21 protein-coding genes and 1 pseudogene are annotated in these 16,930 nt (G+C 65.0%); 14 read left to right on the forward strand and 8 right to left on the reverse strand.

Annotated features, from left to right (window positions below):
• Positions 1-187, forward strand: a pseudogene (locus tag ACN0RJ_RS03350) (ribulose-phosphate 3-epimerase); the annotation flags it as partial.
• Between the two features lie 31 nt (positions 188-218).
• Here the strand turns inward: ACN0RJ_RS03350 and ACN0RJ_RS03355 are convergent.
• The 6 genes from ACN0RJ_RS03355 to ccrA form a co-directional block, all read right to left on the reverse strand.
• Positions 219-629 (reverse strand): PaaI family thioesterase, encoded by a 411-nt coding sequence (locus ACN0RJ_RS03355; RefSeq protein WP_417719230.1) that lies wholly within the window; start codon positions 627-629, stop codon positions 219-221.
• Positions 626-2,161, reverse strand: coding sequence for an ATP-dependent DNA helicase (locus tag ACN0RJ_RS03360; RefSeq protein ID WP_417719231.1), 1,536 nt, complete (start codon positions 2,159-2,161; stop codon positions 626-628). The genes ACN0RJ_RS03355 and ACN0RJ_RS03360 overlap by 4 nt, the downstream gene beginning before the upstream one ends.
• A 108-nt stretch (positions 2,162-2,269) precedes the next feature.
• On the reverse strand, positions 2,270-2,905 hold the full coding sequence (locus ACN0RJ_RS03365) for an acyl-homoserine-lactone synthase (protein ID WP_417719232.1): 636 nt from the start codon (positions 2,903-2,905) through the stop codon (positions 2,270-2,272).
• Between the two features lie 138 nt (positions 2,906-3,043).
• Complete coding sequence (locus ACN0RJ_RS03370) at positions 3,044-3,754, reverse strand: helix-turn-helix transcriptional regulator (protein WP_417719233.1); 711 nt, start codon at positions 3,752-3,754, stop codon at positions 3,044-3,046.
• Complete coding sequence (locus ACN0RJ_RS03375; RefSeq protein ID WP_417719234.1) at positions 3,720-3,917, reverse strand: hypothetical protein; 198 nt, start codon at positions 3,915-3,917, stop codon at positions 3,720-3,722. Before ACN0RJ_RS03375 ends, ACN0RJ_RS03370 begins: the two co-directional genes overlap by 35 nt.
• A 228-nt stretch (positions 3,918-4,145) precedes the next feature.
• Positions 4,146-5,432, reverse strand: a complete 1,287-nt coding sequence (gene ccrA / locus ACN0RJ_RS03380) for a crotonyl-CoA carboxylase/reductase (protein WP_417719235.1) — start codon at positions 5,430-5,432, stop codon at positions 4,146-4,148.
• Between the two features lie 337 nt (positions 5,433-5,769).
• Between ccrA and ACN0RJ_RS03385 the strand changes: the two genes are divergently transcribed.
• The 3 genes from ACN0RJ_RS03385 to deoD all read left to right on the forward strand — a co-directional run bounded on the left by ACN0RJ_RS03385 (position 5,770) and on the right by deoD (position 8,909).
• The gene (locus ACN0RJ_RS03385; RefSeq protein WP_417723410.1) at positions 5,770-7,734 is read left to right on the forward strand and encodes a methylmalonyl-CoA mutase family protein; all 1,965 of its coding nucleotides are present in this window, start codon (positions 5,770-5,772) and stop codon (positions 7,732-7,734) included.
• Between the two features lie 159 nt (positions 7,735-7,893).
• Positions 7,894-8,205: an H-NS family nucleoid-associated regulatory protein gene (locus ACN0RJ_RS03390; RefSeq protein ID WP_417719237.1), complete on the forward strand. Its 312-nt coding sequence runs from the start codon at positions 7,894-7,896 to the stop codon at positions 8,203-8,205.
• Positions 8,205-8,909 (forward strand): purine-nucleoside phosphorylase, encoded by a 705-nt coding sequence (gene deoD, locus ACN0RJ_RS03395; RefSeq protein WP_417719554.1) that lies wholly within the window; start codon positions 8,205-8,207, stop codon positions 8,907-8,909. Before ACN0RJ_RS03390 ends, deoD begins: the two co-directional genes overlap by 1 nt.
• A 15-nt stretch (positions 8,910-8,924) precedes the next feature.
• Here the strand turns inward: deoD and ACN0RJ_RS03400 are convergent, their stop codons facing one another.
• Both ACN0RJ_RS03400 and ACN0RJ_RS03405 read right to left on the reverse strand, forming a co-directional pair.
• On the reverse strand, positions 8,925-9,770 hold the full coding sequence (locus ACN0RJ_RS03400; RefSeq protein ID WP_417723754.1) for an urea carboxylase-associated family protein: 846 nt from the start codon (positions 9,768-9,770) through the stop codon (positions 8,925-8,927).
• A 129-nt stretch (positions 9,771-9,899) separates the two neighbouring features.
• Positions 9,900-10,202, reverse strand: coding sequence for a hypothetical protein (locus ACN0RJ_RS03405; protein ID WP_417719238.1), 303 nt, complete (start codon positions 10,200-10,202; stop codon positions 9,900-9,902).
• Positions 10,203-10,481: 279 nt separating this feature from the next.
• Between ACN0RJ_RS03405 and ACN0RJ_RS03410 the strand changes: the two genes are divergently transcribed.
• From ACN0RJ_RS03410 to ACN0RJ_RS03455, 10 genes are all read left to right on the forward strand, one after another.
• Positions 10,482-11,333, forward strand: a complete 852-nt coding sequence (locus ACN0RJ_RS03410) for an HpcH/HpaI aldolase/citrate lyase family protein (RefSeq protein ID WP_417723411.1) — start codon at positions 10,482-10,484, stop codon at positions 11,331-11,333.
• A gap of 38 nt (positions 11,334-11,371) precedes the next feature.
• Positions 11,372-11,917, forward strand: coding sequence for an NnrU family protein (locus tag ACN0RJ_RS03415; protein ID WP_417719240.1), 546 nt, complete (start codon positions 11,372-11,374; stop codon positions 11,915-11,917).
• A 5-nt stretch (positions 11,918-11,922) separates the two neighbouring features.
• Positions 11,923-12,126: a DUF1737 domain-containing protein gene (locus ACN0RJ_RS03420; RefSeq protein ID WP_417719241.1), complete on the forward strand. Its 204-nt coding sequence runs from the start codon at positions 11,923-11,925 to the stop codon at positions 12,124-12,126.
• A gap of 1 nt (position 12,127) precedes the next feature.
• Complete coding sequence (locus tag ACN0RJ_RS03425; RefSeq protein ID WP_417723412.1) at positions 12,128-13,159, forward strand: MaoC family dehydratase; 1,032 nt, start codon at positions 12,128-12,130, stop codon at positions 13,157-13,159.
• A 93-nt stretch (positions 13,160-13,252) separates the two neighbouring features.
• The gene (locus ACN0RJ_RS03430; RefSeq protein WP_417719243.1) at positions 13,253-13,456 is read left to right on the forward strand and encodes a hypothetical protein; all 204 of its coding nucleotides are present in this window, start codon (positions 13,253-13,255) and stop codon (positions 13,454-13,456) included.
• A gap of 229 nt (positions 13,457-13,685) precedes the next feature.
• Positions 13,686-14,081 carry a succinate dehydrogenase, cytochrome b556 subunit gene (gene sdhC / locus ACN0RJ_RS03435; RefSeq protein ID WP_417719244.1) on the forward strand — a complete coding sequence of 132 codons (396 nt, stop codon included), beginning with the start codon at positions 13,686-13,688 and terminating at the stop codon, positions 14,079-14,081.
• Positions 14,082-14,090: 9 nt separating this feature from the next.
• Positions 14,091-14,462 (forward strand): succinate dehydrogenase, hydrophobic membrane anchor protein, encoded by a 372-nt coding sequence (gene sdhD, locus ACN0RJ_RS03440; protein WP_417719245.1) that lies wholly within the window; start codon positions 14,091-14,093, stop codon positions 14,460-14,462.
• Between the two features lie 18 nt (positions 14,463-14,480).
• A complete protein-coding gene (gene sdhA / locus ACN0RJ_RS03445; RefSeq protein ID WP_417723413.1) occupies positions 14,481-16,286 on the forward strand; it encodes a succinate dehydrogenase flavoprotein subunit in 1,806 nt (601 codons plus the stop codon).
• Positions 16,286-16,609, forward strand: a complete 324-nt coding sequence (locus ACN0RJ_RS03450) for a hypothetical protein (RefSeq protein ID WP_417723414.1) — start codon at positions 16,286-16,288, stop codon at positions 16,607-16,609. The genes sdhA and ACN0RJ_RS03450 overlap by 1 nt, the downstream gene beginning before the upstream one ends.
• Complete coding sequence (locus ACN0RJ_RS03455) at positions 16,606-16,923, forward strand: hypothetical protein (RefSeq protein WP_417723415.1); 318 nt, start codon at positions 16,606-16,608, stop codon at positions 16,921-16,923. Before ACN0RJ_RS03450 ends, ACN0RJ_RS03455 begins: the two co-directional genes overlap by 4 nt.
• Positions 16,924-16,930 lie beyond the last annotated feature (7 nt).

A 16,930-nucleotide genomic window follows, 5' to 3' on the forward strand; every position in this document is an offset into this window, starting at 1 on the left:
GATCGGCGACCGCCCCGTCCATATCGAGATCGACGGCGGCGTCGACCCAGACACCGCCCCGCTCGTCGTCAAGGCCGGCGCGGACGTCCTCGTCGCCGGATCGGCGGTGTTCAGGGGTGGATCGGTGGACACGCCCGAGGTCTACGGCGAAAACATCCGCGCCATCCGCGCCTCGATCGGGGGCTGATGACGCCCGGCGCGGGGGCGAACCCGCGCCGTTATTCCGCCGGGCGGCTGCGGTAGCGGAACACGCCAGTGCCCTTGGCGATCAGCAGGCCGGTGTCGTCGTGAACATCGCCTTCGGCAAAGAAGATGCTCCTGCCTCCCCCGGTCTTGCGCGCCTCCGCGATCAGGCGCGTCCCGGCCGGACGCCCCAGGTACTGCACGTCGAGCGACAGGGTCAGCGTCATCTGCCGCACTGCCTCGCTGCCGGTCCAGCAACCGCAGATGCCCATGGCGCTGTCCAGCAGGGTGGCATGGATGCCGCCGTGCGGAAGCCCCTGACGGTTCGCGTGAAAGGCCTTGAGATCCAGTTCGTAGCGTCCGTAATTCTCGCTCCATCCGGTCAGGCGGTAGCCGAGATGGTCGGAAAAGGCACTAGGAGGGTCATGGGGAAAGTCGTCGGTCATTCCGTCTCCAGATCGGTCATGTCGAGCGCCAGCGGCGCGGGTTTTCCTCCCAGGTCGTCCACGCGCAGGGGGCCCGTCGGTTTCGACAGCCGGTTGCGCACGATCCAGTACAGCCGGTCAGAGGCGCGGGTGATCGCCACGTAGGCCAGCCGTTTCCACAACTGCTGTCCCGCCTCGATCCGCCCCATGCGCGCCGCGACGAAAAGGTCGGGCGCAAAGACCTGCACGTTCTCCCATTGCGACCCCTGCGCCTTGTGGATGGTGACCGCCGCCCCGTGCAAGAACGCCGCCCCCATGCGCGCCGCGAAGGGGATGAAGGGCTCTTCCTCGTCCGGCTTCTCGATCTTCACGATCGAGGCCGCGGACACCTGCGGCTCGAGCGCGCCCATCACGTGCAGGCGGGAAAAGCCGGGCTTGCGCCCCGGTCCGAGGTAGATCACCTGCGCGCCCTTGATGAGCCCGCGCGCTTCGAGATCCAGCCGCTTCTTGCGGTGCTTGACCGGCAGTTCGATGCCGTCGCAGATCAGCGGCTCTCCCTCGAGCAGCTCGGTCTCCGGGGCGCCGTGCACCGCGCGAAAGGCATTGATGAGCCGGATGCGCGTCGCATTGCGCCAGACCAGCACCGGAGAGCGCGCCATCAGGTCGACTTCGACCCGTTGCCCCCAGACCACCCGGTCGTCGGTGCGCGCCTTGTCCTCGACCATGCGCTCGAAATCCTGGAACTCCAGCGCGGGATCGGCCAGAGCATGGGCGAGGTCGAGGATGGGATTGTCCGCCTCCTGACGGTGGATGCGGTGAAGCTCGAGCCGCTGGCTGTCCTTCATCGCGTCGAACACCATGCGCCCGGACTGGTTCACCGGGGCAAGCTGCGCCGGGTCGCCGAACAGCAGAAGGGTCGGAAAGATCTCTTTCAGATCCTCGAACTGCCGGTCGTCCAGCATCGAGGATTCGTCCACGAAACCGATGTCCAGCGGCTCTTCGCGGCGTTTCCATCCGGTGATGAAGTCCGATCCGCGCAACCCGGCCGAGGCCAGCGCGGCCGGCACCGACTTGTGAACCTCGTAGGCCGCGAAGGCGCGGTCCAGCGCCTCGGGGGTCAGCGCCTCGGTCTCGGGCTTCTCGTCGTTGCCCATCAGCCATTCGGCGATGCGCTCGTATTCGGGATCGTAGACCGGGGTATAGAGGATGCGGTGGATCGTCGTGGCCGGAACGCCGCGCATACGCAGCACCGAGGCCGCCTTGTTCGTCGGGGCCAGCACCGCGAGCGTGCGCTTCTCGCGCTTGCGGCGGCTTTCGAAGTCGCCCGAGACGATCTCGACCCCGGCGGCTTCCATCGCCTTGTAGAGTTCGGCCAGGAGCAGCGTCTTGCCCGATCCCGCCTTGCCCATCAGGCCCATGACGCGGGACGGCCCGTCCTTGGCGGGCAGGCACAGGCCCTCGTCCGGATCGACACCGGCCTCGCGCAGCATGGAGGCGGCGCGGTCCCAGGCTTCGGCCTGGTCGGGGGAAAAGGTGATGGAGGGCACATTCATGCGGCGGACCCTACCCAAGCGCCGCGCCGCGCACCAGAGAGCATCGCCCGCAAAAGACCCGGGGCTCGGGTCCGGCCGGCAGGACCGGCCGGGGGGGGGAGCGGAGCGTCAGGCGGCGACGGATACCTTGGCCTCGGCCCCGCCGAAGCTGGCGTCGAACCAGGCCGCCGACTGCTCGGCGGTGATTCCGGCGCTTTCGGACACGCGGGCCTGCGCCTCGGGGGTGAACTCCCAGAGTCCGACGCTGATCCTTTCGCGCCCTTCGCCCTGCGCGCCGATGACTTCGGGGCAGGACCCGATGCGGCGGTAGATCCGCACCATGCGGGCATCGAACACGCCGACGTAATGCGCCACGCCGAAGTTCTGCATGACTTCGCCCCCCGCCAGCATCAGCGCGGCGGCGGCGCCCGCTTCGGTGTCGCGCGACAGGCAGAAGCGGGTGCATTCCCAGATCAGCGGGCTTTCGATGCGCACGCCGCCGGTCAGGTCGAGGAAATGGTCGTTGACCATGCAGCGCCCGACCGTCGGCAGCAGCCGCATCGAGCCGCCATGGGTGCCGTCGGCGCGTTCCCAGATCACGTAGAGCGGGTTCATCGCGTCGTATTCGTCGCGCTCCTCGCCGGTCTCGTCGACCGTCACCTCCCAGCCGAGGCGTGTCTTGAACTGGTCCGCGCGGTCCAGGAACATGGTGCGCTTGAGCAGGGGATAGGCGTCGAGTTGGTCGGCGTAGATGTAGCGGATCATGGTGTCTCTCCCTTCAGTCCGATGGGAGAAAGTTTGCGCAACCAGGCTTAAGAGGCTCCGACACCACCGCGCGCCGCGATTACCGGAAACCTGCCCCGGCGTACGGTGGGGTTAACAAACCCTTGCGCCGGGGCCGCTTCAGACCACGATCAGCCCTCTCGAAAGGGCGCGGGCGACGGCGTGGGTTGTGTTGAGCGCCCCGAGCTTGAAGCGCGCGCTCTCGACATAGACCCGCAGCGTATGTTCCGAGATCGCCAGCGTTTCGGCCACCTGGGCGCGGGAATAGCCGACCGCGAGAAGGGTCATCGCCTCAACCTCGCGCGGGGACAGGGACTGCGCCGCTTCGGGCGTGCGCCCCGGTTCGAGCTCGAGCGCCTTCTGGTTGAAGTAATGCGCCATCAGGATCAGGTCGCGCCGATGCTCCTCGGTAAAGGCGGACCAGGTGTCGTCGTCGCAGGAATGGCTGACGGTGAACAGGGCGAACTGGCCGTTCGGCCCGCGGATCGGGATGGAATAGCCCTGGTTTCCGACCCCGTGGGCGATGGCATCCTTCTGAAACGCCCGCGCCGCCTTGGATGACCAGTCGAGCCGCTTCCAGTCGACCGGGTGGAACCTCTGGTAGCATCCCTGCACAACCGGATCTATGCGCAGGTATCCCTTCTCCAGATAGCGGTCGACCCATTCCGGATCGTAGGTTCCGCACCCGTATTGCTCTCCGTTCGCGCTGACCCAGTGGTAGACATGATGGTCGACCCGGTAGTGCGCGCGCACGGCTTCGCTTATGGCCTGAAGATCCTCCAGTGCCGTGGCCTTCTCAAGCCGCTCCAGAAGCCCGTCTGTCGCGGGCATGTCCCCTGAATAGCCCAATGCTGCTTCCCTTGGCGGACGACGCGATCTCGATCTGCGCCACCAGTTCCGCATCCGCCAGCTGTTCGGCAAGCGCCTCGAGCTGGTTGGAACGCGCGTAGGTCGTCAGGTCGGTCAGGACGTCGATGATCCAGTCGTGTTGCATGGGGAGCCTCCGCCTCAAGTGGTTAACAAAGCATTAACACAACTATAGCATGAGCCGCCTCGCCCTTGATATTCACCGATTTCAACTCCCCAGAAACGGTGAGGGGCCGCTCGGGGAAGTCATTGTTTCCTCTCGGACGGCCCGACGGATGCGAAAACGCCCGCGAGTCGCAGGGGCGATTCGCGGGCGTCCGCCGGACCGTTTCAGGCCCGGTTCGGGATCGAAATGTTACTTGCCGGCGGCCAGCGCGTCCTCGAAGGTCCGCAGCCCCGTGCGCGGCGCCTGGACCAGCACCGACATGTTGCCGGGCTTGTGCTCGTTGCGCAGCATCTTCATGTGGGCGTCGGGGATCTGCGACCACTCGAACACTTCGGACATGCAGGGGTCGAGACGGCGGTTCACCATCAGCCGGTTGGCCGAGGCGGCCTGCTTGAGGTTGGCAAAGTGGGAGCCCTGCAGACGCTTCTGGTGCATCCACATGTAGCGCACGTCGAAGGTGCAGTTGAACCCGGAGGTGCCGGCACAGATGACCACGATGCCGCCCTTCTTGACCACCAGCGTCGAGACCGGGAAGGTCGCCTCGCCGGGGTGTTCGAAGACCATGTCGACGCTCACGCCCTTGCCGGTGATGTCCCAGATCGCCTTGCCGAACTTGCGCGCTTCCTTGAGCCACTCGTTGTATTCCGGCGTGTTCACCGTCGGAAGCTGGCCCCAGCAGTTGAACTCCTTGCGGTTGATGACGCCCTTGGCGCCCTGGTCCATCACGAACTGCCGCTTGCTCTCGTCCGAGATCACGCCGATGGCATTGGCCCCGGCCGTGTTGGCAAGCTGGATCGCGTAGGAGCCGAGGCCGCCCGACGCGCCCCAGACCAGGACGTTCTGGCCCGGCTTCAGTTCGTGCGGGTGATGGCCGAACAGCATCCGGTAGGCCGTGGCGAGGGTCAGCGTGTAGCAGGCCGCCTCTTCCCAGGTGAGGTGCTTGGGACGCGGCATGAGCTGCTGCGCCTGCACGCGGGTGAACTGGGCGAAGGAGCCGTCGCCGGTCTCGTACCCCCAGATCCGCTGGCTGGGCGAGAACATCGGATCGCCGCCGTTGCATTCCTCGTCGTCGCCGTCATCCTGATTGCAGTGGATCACGACCTCGTCGCCGACCTTCCAGTTCTTCACCTTGTCGCCGACGGCCCAGACGATGCCCGAGGCATCGGAGCCCGCGATGTGGTAGTCCTGCCCGTGAACGTCGAAGGGCGAAATCGGAACGCCCTTGCCGGCCCAGACGCCGTTGTAGTTCACGCCCGCCGCCATGACGAGGACGAGAACCTCCTGGCTGTCGATCTTCCAGGTGTCGACCACTTCCTGCTGGAAGCTGGTATCGGGATCGCCGTGACGCTCGCGGCGGATCGCCCACGAGTACATCTTCTTGGGAACGTATCCGAGGGGCGGCATCTCGCCGATCTCGTAGAGGTCTTTCTCCGGCGCGTCGTAGGGCGCGATCTCGGTATGAATGTCCAGAGCCATCGGGGCCACCTTCCTTATGTCTGCCGTTCAGCCATTTTAGCACGTCTCCGGTCGCGCCGCAGCGCAGAATCGCGGACCGTTGGATCATCGAGATACCGCCCATCGCGCAACATTGCAACAGAACCTTAGTCTATTTTGTAATTTTATGACCCAGCGACTGCAGCATATCTTTTGCACACGCAGAAAAATCCAAATCGGTGTACGCTGATTGCAAGGGGACCTGCCCGGCCGTGCCGCGCCGCAGCGCGGCGAATTGACGAGACATAAAATTTCACGTACCCCACCCCGAACGCAACAAGATTGCCCACCCGAATCGATTCCGCCCCCGGAGGATGACATGACCGAAGTGAAGAAAGACAAACCCTGGCTGATCCGCACCTATGCGGGCCATTCCACGGCCAAGGCCTCGAACGAACTCTACAGGTCGAACCTCGCGCGGGGGCAGACCGGCCTCTCCGTGGCCTTCGACCTGCCCACGCAGACCGGCTACGACAGCGATCACATCCTTGCGCGCGGAGAGGTCGGCAAGGTGGGGGTGCCGGTCTGCCATCTCGGGGACATGCGTACCCTGTTCGATCAGATCCCGCTGGACCAGATGAACACCTCGATGACGATCAACGCCACGGCACCCTGGCTGCTGTCGCTCTACATCGCGGTGGCCGAGGAACAGGGCGCGGATGTCAGCAAGCTGCAGGGCACGGTTCAGAACGACCTCATCAAGGAATACCTGTCGCGCGGCACCTATATCTGCCCGCCGAAACCGTCGCTCAAGATGATCGGTGACGTCGCTGAGTACTGCTATACCCATGTTCCCAAGTGGAACCCGATGAACGTCTGCTCCTATCACCTGCAGGAGGCCGGAGCGACGCCGGAGCAGGAGCTGGCCTTTGCGCTTGCCACCGGGATCGCGGTTCTGGACGAACTGAAGCCGCGCGTCGCGCCGGAGGATTTCCCGGCGCTCTGCGGACGCATCTCGTTCTTCGTCAACGCGGGCATCCGCTTTGTCACCGAGATGTGCAAGATGCGCGCCTTCGTCGACCTCTGGGACGAGATCCTCGCCGACCGCTACGGCATCGAGGATCCGAAATTCCGCCGCTTCCGCTACGGAGTGCAGGTGAATTCGCTCGGGCTGACCGAACAGCAGCCGGAAAACAACGTCTACCGCATCCTGATCGAAATGCTCGCCGTCACGCTGTCCAAAAAGGCCCGCGCCCGCGCGGTGCAGCTTCCCGCGTGGAACGAGGCGCTCGGCCTGCCGCGCCCGTGGGATCAGCAATGGTCGATGCGGATGCAGCAGATCCTGGCCTACGAGACGGACCTTCTCGAATACGGCGACCTGTTCGACGGGAACCCCGCCGTGGATGCCAAGGTCGAGGCGCTGAAGGACGGCGCCCGCGCCGAGCTTGCCAACATCGGCAGCATGGGCGGCGCCATCGGGTCGATCGAATACATGAAGGGCCGGCTGGTCGATGCCAATGCCGAACGCCTCAACCGGATCGAGCGCAATGAGACCATCGTGGTCGGCGTGAACCGCTGGACCGAGGGCGAACCCTCGCCCCTCGTCGGCGAGGATGGCGGGATCATGGTGGTCAATCCCGAAGTGGAAAAGGAACAGGTCGCGCGCCTCGACGAATGGCGCGCGAGCCGCGACGACGCCGCCGTGAAGGCCGCGCTGGCCGATCTGCGGGCGGCGGCCAAGGAGGGGCGCAACGTCATGCCCGCCTCGATCGCCTGCGCCAGGGCCGGGGTCACGACCGGGGAATGGGCGACCGAAATGCGCGCCGTCCACGGCGAATACCGCGGCCCCACCGGCGTGTCCCGCGCCATGAGCAACAAGACGGAGGGGCTCGAGGATATCCGCGCCTCGGTCGATGCGGTATCCGACCGGCTGGGCAAGCGCCTGCGCTTTCTGGTCGGCAAGCCCGGTCTGGACGGGCATTCCAACGGCGCCGAGCAGATCGCCTTCCGGGCGCGGGATTGCGGCATGGAGATCGATTACGAAGGAATCCGCCTGACACCCGAACAGATCGTCGAAGCGGCGCGCAACGGCGCGCATGTGGTCGGACTCTCGATCCTGTCAGGCAGTCACATTCCCCTCGTCGAGGAAATGATGGAGCGCATGCGCGCCGAAGGGCTCGGCCATGTGCCGGTCATCGTCGGCGGCATCATTCCCGAAGACGACATGAAACGGTTGAAAGCGATGGGCGTCTCCAAAGTGTATACGCCAAAGGATTTCGAACTGAACGCGATCATGAAAGACATCGTGCACCTTGTTGACCCTGCGGCAGTTGCCGCTGAATAGCACCAATTCAGGTCAAGATAGAACGCAAATACCTCCGCTCATCCCTCGGGATGGGCGGATACCGGCTGTTTTGTGCAAATTGTCGCGGTGACACATTCTGCGGACTTGCAATCATGATATTGTTGGAAAAGAAAGATTCCGGAATATCAGGAGAGATAAATGGAAATTGCACTGGACGCCTTGTCGAAAGACGAACTGAAACAACTCAAGTCGGATGTCGAAAAGGCACTGAAGACCATAGATACCCGCCGCAAGGCCGAAGCGAAACGCGCGGCTGAGCAGGCGGCAAAGGAGTTCGGCTTTTCCCTGGACGAGATCATTGATGCCGGCGGCACCAAGGGATCCAAAGGCGCCCCGAAATACGCCAATCCCGCCGACACCTCGATGACCTGGACCGGCCGCGGCCGCAAACCCAATTGGGTGATCGAAGCGCTGGATGCCGGAAAGACGCTGGACGACCTGCGTCTCTGATGACGGTTCACATCGGCGCCAATCCCGGTGAAATCGCCGAGACGGTCCTTTTGCCCGGAGATCCGCTTCGGGCGGAATGGGCGGCAAGGACTTTTCTGGACGATGCCGTCTGCGTCAACAGGGTGCGCGGCATGCTCGGGTTTACCGGAACGTGGAAAGGCCATCGGGTCACCATCCACGGCTCCGGAATGGGCATGCCGAGCCTGTCGATCTATGCGAACGAACTGATGTCGGAATACGGCGCTAGGACGCTGATCCGCATCGGTTCCTGCGGGGCGATGCAGAAACACGTGGCCGTGCGCGACGTCATCCTCGCGATGACGGCGTCCACCCTGTCCACGCCGTCACGCGGCATTTTCCGGGAGCTCAATTTCGCCCCCTGCGCCAGTTACGATCTGCTCCGGGCGGCCGCCGATGCGGCAGAACGGATGAAGGCGCGGCATCACGTCGGGGGCATCTATTCCTCGGACGTGTTCTACGACGAAAGGCCGGACCTGAACGAGATCATGGTCCGCCACGGCATTCTCGGCGTGGAAATGGAAGCGGCGGAACTCTACAATCTCGCGGCACGCCACGGTGCGCGGGCGCTTGCGGTGCTCACCGTCTCCGACCACCTCCTGACCGGAGAGGCACTTCCGGCATCCGATCGGGAAAGTTCTTTCGGCGACATGGTGGAAATCGCCCTATCCGCAGCCTTTGCCTGAAAAGTCGCGGCGCCGTCAGGTGCCGTGACTCCGGTCATAGCCACTCGGCGCCGGAGACTGCCATCCGACCATATCCCCGTCTCGCGGTTTCAGAATGTCGATGCGCAGCGGATGGCATTGCGCTTCGTCCGAACTGTGTTCCGACGAACAATCCCCTCCCGGACAGGCGCTGAGTGCGCCCAGAAGCGGAATCTCCGCAAGGAATGTCAGCGAATCGCCGGGGCGCACCGGACTGGCCTTCATGAAATACTGCCCGGTGTCCTTGGTGAACCCGGTACACATGAAAACGTTCAGCACGTCGTGAACATGAGCTTCAGCCTCGGCGAGCGGCATGTTCCGAGCGGCCGAAAGCGCTCGGGTCAGATTGGAATGACAGCAGTGATGATATCGGGCGCCGGTCAGGAGCGCGCCGGTATAGGGATCACACCGGGTCCCGATGACATCATGCACCGCGCCTCCGTGCGAATCGCGCCCGTACCAGTCGAGGCTGTCCTCGACGATCGTCGCCATGGGCCGCAGGAACGGAAAGGCGGACCAGAGCCGATTTCCCGTCGTCACATGCGTTCCATGCAGCGCACGGGTCTTCCCGGAATAGAACCGCTCCGAAAGATCGGCGGCATTCCACAGGTCGAGATCCCCGACCTGCGGTCCCTCGACGCTGACGATCCTGAAAAAGCAACCGGCCGGAACTTCGAAACAGCGGGCATCCCGTGGGGGAACCGTGATGCTGTCGGTCAGGACCGCACCGGACAGCGCGGACCGATAGAGCGGCATATCAGCACCGGGCAGCGTATCGGTCGGATAGGCGATGACCGGGGGAATGGCGCGGCGCGCGTCGGCATCCTTGGGGGCTTGGGTCACGGTGGATACTCCTTCCGGAGCGACTGAAACCCGAGCGACCGAGGAAGGCAAGATCCCCGCCAGGATCCGCACCCTGCCCTTTCTTCGCGCGCCGTCCCTCCGCCGTGTTCGGCGAAGGGGGCGCCAGCCTCAGGCGTCGCTGTCGGGAACGGCGAGAACCTCGACCAGTTCCTCGAATGCCTGACCGCTCGCCACGAGGCAGGTCATGCCGTTGGTCATGGTCACGGTGATGGTCCAGCTGCCGGTCTCGTCGGAGGCAAACACCTCCATCACGGCGTTGTTGCTGCCGAGCCCCATGGACTGGCGGGTTTCGCCGTATTTGCTCGCCAGCCGCTCGACCACCTGATCGCGGGGGGCGCAGGCATTGTTCTGTGCGGTCGCGGCGCCGCCCAGCGCCGCAAGCATCATGCTCAGTGCAATCGTCCGTTTCATCGCTTTGCCCTTTCGGCATCTCGCGCTCCGGCCTTCTGCGGCTTTGCCGCCTGCCCTCGCGCCACTATCCCCTCGGCACCTGCTTCGCTCCTGGCGACCTCTCTCAAGGGTCGCGCTCCATGATCCGGAAGCCTGCGCCCGAAACGCCAAAGAATGGTTAACCGAGCGAACGGAGCAGAAACGTCCGCGCTTTTCTCTGCGCTGCGGCATCGCAGCCCTTGCACGTTTCGCAACACCCGGGGCATAAGTTGCGCAACAATATTTCTTCGGGAGAGTCACATGGACCTGACGCTGCGCCCCTACCGCTCGGTGCTCTATATTCCTGGATCGAAGGACCGCGCGCTCGACAAGGCGCGGACCTTGCCGGTGGACGCCATCATCTTCGACCTCGAAGATGCGGTCACGCCCTCCGAAAAGGAGGCAGCCCGCAGCACGCTCGCGGCGGCACTGGCCGAGGGCGGATACGGCAAGCGTGCGCGGATCGTGCGCATCAACGGGCTCGACACACCCTGGGGTGCGGAGGACGCGAAGGCGGCGAACGAGATGGATTGCGATGCGATCCTGCTGCCCAAGGTGGAAAGCGCGGCGCAGCTCGACGCGCTGGCGGCCCTGACCGACAAACCCTTGTGGGCCATGATGGAAACGCCGCGCGGCATGATGGCGGCAATGGAAATCGGCGCCCACCCGCAGCTCGTCGGCATGGTCATGGGGACCAACGACCTCGCCAAGGAACTGAACTCGCGTTTCCGCTCCGACCGCCTGCCGATGCTGACCTCGCTCGGGCTCTGCCTGCTCGCCGCGAAGGCGACCGGCTGCATCATCGTCGACGGTGTCTACAACGCCTTCAAGGATGACGCGGGGCTCAAGGCCGAATGCGACCAGGGGCGCGACATGGGTTTTGACGGCAAGACCCTGATCCACCCCGCGCAGGTCGACGTCGCCAATTCCGCCTTTGCCCCGACGGAGGCGGAAATCGACCTTGCCCGCCGCCAGATAGAGGCCTTCGAAGCCGCCGAAAAGGCGGGGGCGGGCGTTGCGGTCGTCGATGGCAAGATTGTCGAGAATCTGCACGTCGCGACGGCGCAGGGACTGCTTGCCAAGGCGGAGGCCATTGCGGCCCTCTCCGATTGATCGCACCCTGAGCGGGAACCGGCCCGAAGGAGATTCCCATGTTTCTGCTGATTCTCGGCGTAGCGCTCTGGTGGGGCGCGCATCTGTTCAAGCGCCTCGCGCCTGCACGGCGCGCGGCTCTGGGCGATCGGGGCAAGGGCCTCATTGCCGGTCTCCTGGCGGTCTCGGTCCTGCTCATGATCTTCGGCTACCGCGCGGCCGACGGCGCCTTTTTCTGGGGGCGCCATCCGGCAACGGTCGGCATCAACAACCTGATGATGCTCGCCGCGCTCTATTTCACCTCGCCCGGTCCGTCGAAAGGCGCGATCTTCTACCGCATGCGGCACCCCATGCTGACGGGTTTCCTGCTCTGGACGCTCGCGCATCTTCTCGTGAACGGCGACGTGCCGTCCTTCGTCCTCTTCGGCGGCCTCGGCCTCTGGGCCGTGGTCGAGATGGTGGTGATCAACCGGAGCGAGCCCGCCTGGACGCCGCCCGCGAAGGGGGTGATCCGCAAGGATCTGACCTTCGGCGCGGCAAGCCTCGTCCTGCTGCTCGTGATCGGCACGATCCACACCTGGCTCGGCTACCCAACCTTCGGATAATGCACATGAAACTCTACCGCTTTCTTTCCGAGGACGACACCTCGGCCTTCTGTCACAAGGTCACCGCCGCGCTCAACAAGGGCTGGGAGCTGCACGGCCAGCCGACCTATGCCTTCGACGCGGCCAACGGCGTGATGCGCTGCGGCCAGGCCGTCGTGAAGGAGGTGCCCGGCACCTACACCCCCGACATCAAGCTGGGAGAGCAGTAACATGGCCAAGACCAACCCGGGACGTTTCTTCGAAGATTACAGCATCGGCCAGGTGATCGACCACGCCGTGCCGCGGACGATTTCGGGCGGAGAGCGGGCACTCTACCACGCGCTCTACCCGGCCCGCCACGCGCTCTATTCCTCGGACGAATTCGCCCGGGCAAGCGGCCTCCCCGCCTCGCCCATCGACGATCTCGCGGCCTTTCACGTGGTCTTCGGCAAGACCGTGCCGGATGTGTCGCTGAACGCCGTGGCCAACCTCGGATACGCCGAGGGGCGCTGGCTGTTGCCGGTCTACGCCGGCGACACGCTGCGGTCGTCCTCTGAGGTGATCGGTCTAAAGCAGAATTCCAACGGCAAATCGGGGGTGGTCTACGTCCGCACCAAGGGCACCAACCAACGCGGCGAGACCGTGATGGACTATGTCCGCTGGGTCATGGTGCGCAAGAACGACCTTGATGCCCCGGCCCCCGAGACGGTCGTGCCGTCGCTGAAGCCGGCGCTCGCGGTCGAGGATCTCACCGTGCCGCAAGGGCTGGATTTCAGCGGCTACGATTTCACCCTCGCCGGGGAGCCGCATCGCTGGGGCGATTACGAGATCGGCGAGACCATCGACCATGTCGACGGCGTGACCATCGAAGAGGCGGAGCACATGATCGCCACCCGCCTTTGGCAGAATACCGCCAAGGTGCATTTCGACGCCACCTTCCGCACGGGCGGCCAGCGTCTGATCTACGGCGGACACATCATTTCCATGGCGCGGACGCTGTCCTTCAACGGCCTCGCCAATGCCCAGATAATCGTCGGGCTGAACGCCGGTGCCCATGCAAACCCCTGTTTTTCCGGCGATACGGTCAAGGCCTGGTCCGAGGTGCTCGACAAGGCCGAAACCGCGGCACCGGGGGTCGGTGCCATCCGCCTGCGGCTGGTCGCCACCAAGGGCGGCGCCCCCTTCGCCCTCAAGGGCGACGATGGCAAGTACCTGCCCGAGGTGCTTCTCGATCTCGATTACTGGGCCCTGATGCCGCTCTGACCGGGCAGGTCACGAAACTTTCGCGCGCCGGTCATGGATCAGTTACCATGACCGGCGGGTGGAGATTCGTTTCAGGCGACAGTGGGGGCTGTGATGACTGCAATTGACCTGCCGACCGGAACCGCGGAGGTTCTGGATATTCCCGATCGCAACATGCCGGACGTGTTCAGCGCGCTGATCGCCGAACGCCGGCTCAGCCGGCTCGTCGCGACGATCCACGGCGATCTCTGGTCCGGCAATCCCGGCCTCAGGCAGCGCAGCAGGCTGGCCCTGCGCAAACTCGGCTTCACCGACTGAGTCGTTCCTGCCCGTCACGCCGCGCTGCCGCATTTCCGCCAACCCCAAGAAAGCGCCCGGAAAACTGTTAGCGCCACAATTGTGATCACACTTTTTCTGGTGTGATCACATAATTCGCCCATTTTTGTGAAATGGGGCGAAAAAACCTGTCCGAGGCGTCACCACCCGCGTGACAGGTGCGCCCAAAACCCGCTAATACCCGGACACAAGGGAACCGAAAGGACTAGCCATGGCCGAAGCCAAGCGGATCGAGCGCCCGCTCTCCCCCTTCATGATCGGGCCGTATTACCGCCCGCAGCTCACCTCGATGAGCTCCATCCTGACACGTATCACCGGAAACGCCCTGATCGTCGGCATCGTGCTGATGGTCTGGTGGTTCCTCGCCCTCGCCGCGGGTCCCGAATATTTCGAGACCGCCGAATGGTGGATCACCTCCTGGGTCGGCAATCTGGTGATGTTCGGCTCGCTCTGGGCGGTCTGGTATCACTACCTTGCCGGGATCCGGCACCTGATCTGGGACAGCGGCCATTGCCTCGACATTCCGACGGCGGAAAAGCTCGGCTGGGCCTGCGTCTACGGATCGGTCGTGCTGACCGTCCTCACCGTCATCATCTTCTGGATCTGAGGGGGCAACATGCGTTACCTGACCGACCGCAAGCGCGCCGTGGGCAAGGGGTCCGCCCATTCCGGGTCCGAACACCACTGGTACATGATGGTCAGCGCCGTCGCGCTGGCATTCCTCGTCCCCACCTTCCTCTTCATCTTCGGCCGCGCCCTCGGCTCCGGCTACGAGTCCGCGCTCGCCACCTTCCAGCGGCCCTTTCCCGCCATCCTCGCCGGGCTGACCCTGTTCGTCGGCCTGCAGCACTTCCACAAGGGTGCCCGCAGCATGATCGAGGATTACACCCGGGGCTCCACCCGCAAGCTGCTGATCATGGCATTCGTGGGCGTCAGCTACGCGCTGACCGCCGCCGGCCTCTTCGCCATCGCCAAGATCGCTCTCTGAGACAGAAAGACCTGAAAAATGGCTGCATACGAATACGAGACGCATGACTATGACGTCGTGGTCGTAGGGGCCGGGGGCGCCGGCCTCCGCGCGACCCTCGGCATGGCCGAACAGGGCCTGCGCACCGCCTGCGTGACCAAGGTCTTCCCGACCCGCTCGCACACCGTCGCCGCGCAGGGCGGCATCGCCGCGTCGCTCTCCAACATGGGCCCCGACAACTGGCAGTGGCACATGTACGACACCGTCAAGGGGTCGGACTGGCTGGGCGACACCGATGCGATGGAATACCTCGCCCGCTCCGCCCCCGCCGCGGTCTACGAACTCGAACACTACGGCGTGCCCTTCTCGCGCACCGAAGAGGGCAAGATCTACCAGCGTCCCTTCGGCGGCCACACCACCGAATTCGGCGAAGGCCCGCCCGTGCAGCGCACCTGCGCCGCGGCCGACCGCACCGGCCACGCCATCCTGCACACGCTCTACGGCCAGTCGCTGAAGAACAACGCGGAATTTTACGTCGAATACTTCGCAATCGACCTCGTCATGTCGGAAGACGGCGTGTGCCAGGGCGTCGTCTGCTGGAAGCTCGACGACGGCACCATGCATGTCTTCAACGCCAAGATGGTCGTGCTGGCCACCGGCGGCTACGGGCGCGCCTATTTCTCCGCGACCTCGGCGCACACCTGCACCGGCGACGGCGGCGGCATGGTGGCCCGCGCGGGTCTTGCCCTGCAGGACATGGAATTCGTGCAGTTCCACCCCACCGGCATCTACGGCTCCGGCTGCCTCATCACCGAGGGCGCGCGGGGCGAAGGCGGCTACCTCACCAACTCCGAGGGCGAGCGCTTCATGGAACGCTACGCGCCGACCTACAAGGATCTCGCGCCGCGCGACTACGTCTCGCGCTCGATGACGATGGAGATCCGCGAAGGCCGCGGCGTGGGCGAACATGGCGACCACATCCACCTCAACCTGTCGCACCTGCCCGCCGAAGCGCTGGCCGAGCGCCTGCCCGGCATCTCGGAATCCGCCAAGATCTTTGCCGGCGTCGATGTCACCAAGGAACCGATCCCGGTCCTGCCGACGGTACACTACAACATGGGCGGCATCCCCACCAACTACTGGGGCGAAGTGCTGAACCCGACCGCCGACAACCCCAATGCGGTGGTTCCCGGCCTCATGGCCGTGGGCGAGGCAGGCTGTGCCTCGGTGCACGGGGCGAACCGCCTCGGCTCCAACTCGCTGATCGACCTCGTGGTCTTCGGCCGCGCCGCCGCGATCCGCGCCGGCAAGGTCGTCGACAAGGACGCGGCCAAGCACACGCTCAACCAGCCCTCCGTCGACAAGGCCTTCGACCGCTTCGACGGGCTGCGCCATGCCGACGGCGGCACGCCGACCGCGGAACTGCGGCTCGAGATGCAGCGCACGATGCAGGCCGACGCGGCGGTCTTCCGCACCGACAAGACCCTCAAGGAGGGTGTCGAGAAGATGACCGCCATCGCCGGCAAGATGAGCGACATCAAGGTCACCGACCGGACCCTGGTCTGGAACTCCGACCTGATGGAGACGCTGGAGCTGACCAACCTCATGCCCAACGCGCTGGCCACCATCGTCGGCGCCGAGGCGCGCAAGGAATCCCGTGGCGCCCATGCGCACGAGGATTACCCGACCCGCGACGACGACAACTGGCGCGTGCACACCATCGCCCGTGTCGACGGCACGTCGGTGGCGCTCAGCAACCGCCCGGTGGTTCTCGATCCGCTGACGACGGAGGCCGAGGGCGGCATCAGCCTCGCCAAGATCGCGCCCAAGGCCCGGACGTTCTGATGCATCGCGCCGCGCTCGCCCTCGTGCCCTTGCTCGCCGCCTGCTCCGCGCAGGCGCGGGACGGGCTCGCGCGCGAGACGGCCGAAGCGGCCATCACCCCGGTGGTGGCCGAGCGCATCCGCGGCGTGCCGACGACCAAGGCGGTGCGCTGCATCCTCGACAACGCCGACCGCTCGCAGATCAACGCGCTGGCGGCGGACAACGTGCAGGGCCGGACCGGCATCGCTGACGACATTGTCACCGATGTGCTGTTCAGGGACGGAACACGGGAATGCTTCCGCCGTTGGGGCATTGTCACCGCACTGAGCAAGGTTCTCGCATGAAACGTCTTTTCGCCCTGATCGTCCTTCCCCTGATCCTCGCCGCCTGTACCCCGGCCACGCAGGACCAGATCGCCCGCGACGCGGCGCGCTCCACGATTTCCAAGGTGGTCGTCGACCGCTTCCCCGGTGTGCCGGTCCAGCCGGCCATCGACTGCATCATCGACAATGCCTCGTCCACGCAGATCTTCGCGCTGGCCGCGGACAGCGTCACCGGCCCGACCCAGAGCACGGTCGAAGTCGTGTCCGACATCGTCTCGAAACCCGAGACCCTGACCTGCCTGGCAGCCGAGGGGCTGCCGGCGCTCATCCGATAGGAGAGAG

Source organism: Salipiger sp. (assembly GCF_048261495.1).
Lineage (GTDB): Bacteria > Pseudomonadota > Alphaproteobacteria > Rhodobacterales > Rhodobacteraceae > Salipiger.

What these genes read in the sequence shown, in the direction of transcription:
- ACN0RJ_RS03355 (WP_417719230.1), bottom strand. Translation starts at nt 629, where the DNA reads ATGACCGACGACTTTCCCCATGACCCTCCTAGTGCCTTTTCCGACCAT.
- ACN0RJ_RS03360 (WP_417719231.1), bottom strand. Translation starts at nt 2,161, where the DNA reads ATGAATGTGCCCTCCATCACCTTTTCCCCCGACCAGGCCGAAGCCTGG.
- ACN0RJ_RS03365 (WP_417719232.1), bottom strand. Translation starts at nt 2,905, where the DNA reads ATGATCCGCTACATCTACGCCGACCAACTCGACGCCTATCCCCTGCTC.
- ACN0RJ_RS03370 (WP_417719233.1), bottom strand. Translation starts at nt 3,754, where the DNA reads ATGCCCGCGACAGACGGGCTTCTGGAGCGGCTTGAGAAGGCCACGGCA.
- ACN0RJ_RS03375 (WP_417719234.1), bottom strand. Translation starts at nt 3,917, where the DNA reads ATGCAACACGACTGGATCATCGACGTCCTGACCGACCTGACGACCTAC.
- ccrA (WP_417719235.1), bottom strand. Translation starts at nt 5,432, where the DNA reads ATGGCTCTGGACATTCATACCGAGATCGCGCCCTACGACGCGCCGGAG.
- ACN0RJ_RS03385 (WP_417723410.1), top strand. Translation starts at nt 5,770, where the DNA reads ATGACCGAAGTGAAGAAAGACAAACCCTGGCTGATCCGCACCTATGCG.
- ACN0RJ_RS03390 (WP_417719237.1), top strand. Translation starts at nt 7,894, where the DNA reads ATGGAAATTGCACTGGACGCCTTGTCGAAAGACGAACTGAAACAACTC.
- deoD (WP_417719554.1), top strand. Translation starts at nt 8,205, where the DNA reads ATGACGGTTCACATCGGCGCCAATCCCGGTGAAATCGCCGAGACGGTC.
- ACN0RJ_RS03405 (WP_417719238.1), bottom strand. Translation starts at nt 10,202, where the DNA reads ATGAAACGGACGATTGCACTGAGCATGATGCTTGCGGCGCTGGGCGGC.
- ACN0RJ_RS03410 (WP_417723411.1), top strand. Translation starts at nt 10,482, where the DNA reads ATGGACCTGACGCTGCGCCCCTACCGCTCGGTGCTCTATATTCCTGGA.
- ACN0RJ_RS03415 (WP_417719240.1), top strand. Translation starts at nt 11,372, where the DNA reads ATGTTTCTGCTGATTCTCGGCGTAGCGCTCTGGTGGGGCGCGCATCTG.
- ACN0RJ_RS03420 (WP_417719241.1), top strand. Translation starts at nt 11,923, where the DNA reads ATGAAACTCTACCGCTTTCTTTCCGAGGACGACACCTCGGCCTTCTGT.
- ACN0RJ_RS03425 (WP_417723412.1), top strand. Translation starts at nt 12,128, where the DNA reads ATGGCCAAGACCAACCCGGGACGTTTCTTCGAAGATTACAGCATCGGC.
- ACN0RJ_RS03430 (WP_417719243.1), top strand. Translation starts at nt 13,253, where the DNA reads ATGACTGCAATTGACCTGCCGACCGGAACCGCGGAGGTTCTGGATATT.
- sdhC (WP_417719244.1), top strand. Translation starts at nt 13,686, where the DNA reads ATGGCCGAAGCCAAGCGGATCGAGCGCCCGCTCTCCCCCTTCATGATC.
- sdhD (WP_417719245.1), top strand. Translation starts at nt 14,091, where the DNA reads ATGCGTTACCTGACCGACCGCAAGCGCGCCGTGGGCAAGGGGTCCGCC.
- sdhA (WP_417723413.1), top strand. Translation starts at nt 14,481, where the DNA reads ATGGCTGCATACGAATACGAGACGCATGACTATGACGTCGTGGTCGTA.
- ACN0RJ_RS03450 (WP_417723414.1), top strand. Translation starts at nt 16,286, where the DNA reads ATGCATCGCGCCGCGCTCGCCCTCGTGCCCTTGCTCGCCGCCTGCTCC.
- ACN0RJ_RS03455 (WP_417723415.1), top strand. Translation starts at nt 16,606, where the DNA reads ATGAAACGTCTTTTCGCCCTGATCGTCCTTCCCCTGATCCTCGCCGCC.